Source organism: Actinoallomurus acaciae (genome assembly GCF_042429965.1).
In the GTDB taxonomy this organism is placed as follows: Bacteria; Actinomycetota; Actinomycetes; order Streptosporangiales; family Streptosporangiaceae; genus Actinoallomurus; species Actinoallomurus acaciae.
The window spans coordinates 1-1488 of sequence record NZ_JBHLZP010000999.1 but is presented as its reverse complement, the minus strand read 5'-3'; the positions used below and the strand labels follow the sequence as shown (position 1 = coordinate 1488).

Annotated in this window: 1 protein-coding gene; it reads left to right on the top strand. The window is 62.2% G+C overall.

The features are described 5' to 3' along the window. The first annotated feature begins 67 nt into the window (after positions 1-67). Positions 68-1243, top strand: a complete 1176-nt coding sequence (locus ACFFNX_RS49805) for an IS701 family transposase (protein ID WP_378213489.1) — start codon at positions 68-70, stop codon at positions 1241-1243. Positions 1244-1488 lie beyond the last annotated feature (245 nt).

Genomic DNA, 1488 nt, shown 5'->3' with positions numbered 1-1488 from the left:
TACTACATAGCTAGATCATGTTGGGGATTTCGCTTCGTGAGTGTTCGGGGCATGCCACCTTGGTGGCATGCCCCGACTTTTTGAGGATGACGGCGCGGTGACCGAGGCTGGGCTGGATGAGTGGCGTTCGGAGTTCGAGCGGGTGTGCGCCCGGTTCGAGCCGCGTTTCTATCGGACTGAATCGCGTGAGCATTTCCGGCAGTATCTGCGAGGGCTGCTGGCGCCTTTGGAGAGGAAGAACTCGTGGACGATCTCGGAGTTCACGGGCGAGCGGCGGCCGACGGCGATCCAGCGGTTCATCAATTTGACGCCATGGGATGAGCATACACTGCGGGACGATATACGGGCTTACGTGATGGAGTATCTCGCGGACGATCGGGCGGTCCTGATCGCAGACCCGACGGGGTTCGCGAAGAAGGGGAAGAAGTCGGCGGGCGTGCAGCGGCAGTATTCAGGGACACTCGGCCGTATCGATAATTGCCAGATCGGCGTGTTCCTGGCTTATGCCAATACGGCCGGGGATCGCGTGCTGATCGATCGAGAATTGTACCTCCCGGAAAAGACATGGTGCCAGGACCTGGACCGGCGGGCCGAGGCCGGGGTGCCGGAGGAGGTAGGGTTCGCGACCCGGCCGCAGCAGGCGGCGGCCATGGTCGGGCGGGCGGTGGACGCCGGGGTGCCGTTCGCCTGGTTCGCCGCCGATGAGGAGTTCGGGCAGAACCCGGGCCTGCGCCGGTATCTGGAGGGCGCGGGCATCGCGTATGCGATGGCGGTTCCCAAGACCACCGACCTCGCCACGTTCTCGGTCAGCAAGTATTCGGCGGACACCGTCGAAAACACCGTAGAGCGTCTTCGGTCACAGGACTGGGTTCGCCGTTCTTGTGGTATCGGATCTAAAGGGTTCAGAATCTATGAATGGGCCGTGGCCGAGACCGGTGTCCCCGGGCACCAGTTCGTCTTCCGCCGGAACATCACCGACGGGGAAATAGGCTACTTCCACTGCTATAACCCGCGCGGGGAGACGATGAGCGAGCTGGTCCGCGTCATCGGTTCCAGGTGGCCGGTCGAGGAATGTTTCGAGGCGGCGAAACAAGAGGCCGGACTGAGTCAATACCAATTCCGGCAGTACCGGGCATGGTACCGGCACATCACCATGGCAATGCTCGCACTGGCCTTCCTCGCCGTCCTGCGCCATTCCACCAAAAAGGGGCACCAGCACCTGTGGACAACCACCACGACCTGACGGAACACAACCGGCACCACGACAACAACCACAACAAAACACCCGCCGAGCGCCCCAACGGCTCATCACACTGTCGATCGCCGAGATCCGCCGCCTGCTCAACCTCGCCGCCGCCACCGACCACAACCTCGACCTGGGAATCTACTGGTCGAACTTCCGACGCGCCCACCAAGCCACAGCACGCAGACACCACTTCCGACGACGGCTACACCTCCAGACGATCCAGATCTAGCTATGTAGTACTA